This is a genomic window from Cellvibrio sp. ARAG 10.3 (assembly GCF_051846955.1).
Lineage (GTDB): Bacteria > Pseudomonadota > Gammaproteobacteria > Pseudomonadales > Cellvibrionaceae > Cellvibrio.
Genome location: NZ_JBPYCU010000065.1, coordinates 1 through 1,171, shown reverse-complemented (window position 1 = coordinate 1,171; position 1,171 = coordinate 1). Strand labels below are relative to the sequence as shown.

The 1,171-nt window shown below is 52.6% G+C and carries 1 protein-coding gene and 1 pseudogene; both read left to right on the top strand.

All coding sequences use genetic code 11. The features are described 5' to 3' along the window. Positions 1-717, top strand: a 717-nt coding sequence (locus ACSV5M_RS21785) for a TraM recognition domain-containing protein (protein WP_439178958.1), incomplete at its 5' end; no start/stop codon positions are given. Next, positions 717-1,171: pseudogene (locus ACSV5M_RS21780) on the top strand (hypothetical protein); the annotation flags it as partial. The gene ACSV5M_RS21785 and the pseudogene ACSV5M_RS21780, both read left to right, overlap by 1 nt.

Below are 1,171 nucleotides of genomic sequence, written 5' to 3'. Positions count from 1 at the left end.
CTCGACGCACTTTCAGATCCTGAAGTGGCATCGGCCGTGGGCTGCTCCATGTTTGCGGATCTGACGTCGACCGCCGGCACCATCTACAAATTCGGCAGCGACCACGGCCTCTTTGTTTACGAAGGTGCAGATGGCAAGAAACGCAAGGTGTGTTTGCACCTTGATGAATTTAATGAGTTGGTTGGGAAAGAGTTTGTGCCAATGGCAAACAAGGCCGGCGGTGCCGGGTTCCAGTTGACGGCCTACACACAAACGATGTCCGACATTATTGCGCGATTCGGTGATCGCGCACGCGCAGGCCAGGTGATCGGTAACCTGGGATCGATCATCATGCTGCGCGTGAAGGAACTTGAAACGGCGGAATTGCTCACCAGCCAGTTGCCCGAAGTGGATGTCAACAACATCGTGCTGCGCAGTGGCGCTTCTGACAGTCCGGGTAATCCGGATGTCGATTTCCAAAGCCGTACCGAACAACATATCGGCACGCAGCGCGTGCCATTACTCCACCCAGGTGACTTGACTCGATTGCCCAAAGGCCAAGCCTTTGCGTTCATCGGCGGCAAGCTGTTCAAGCTCAGGTTGCCGATGCTGAACGACGAGAAATCCTTACCGAAAGACATCAGTACCATTGCAAACGCGATGCGCAAGCAGTACCGGTCGTCGGCAAACGATGAAAATTGGGCACGCATGCCCGACCGTTGGTCAGAGGCTGCGTGATGGCAGAGCGCAAACCTACAACCGTCAAAGACCGCCTCAACGAAAAGCGTACGCTGACCGAAGTGGTCGTGTCGTCAACTTTTGGTCGAGCATTCAGTTTTATCGGCTGGTTCCTGTTTGCTCTGGTTATGTCCATTCTCGTTGAATGGGTCGGTATGTTGTTTCTTTGGGACACGAATCATTCCCGCGAGGTATTGCATAAAGAGATTCAATATCTCTCGCAGCTGGATCAAAACTTTTTACTTAGTATTCAGCCAGCCTCGCTCGCGACGCAGGCTGTGAAATGTTTGAACGATGGCTACCGTTGGTTACGCGTAGATTACATGCTCATGTTTCTGCAGCAACATTTTTCCCTGGGCTTTATCGCCATCTCCAGTGCAATGGATGTGACCTACACCCTCATCATTCGGCTTGTCACGGTCGTGCTTGCATTACCCGCATTTTTAATCTGGGG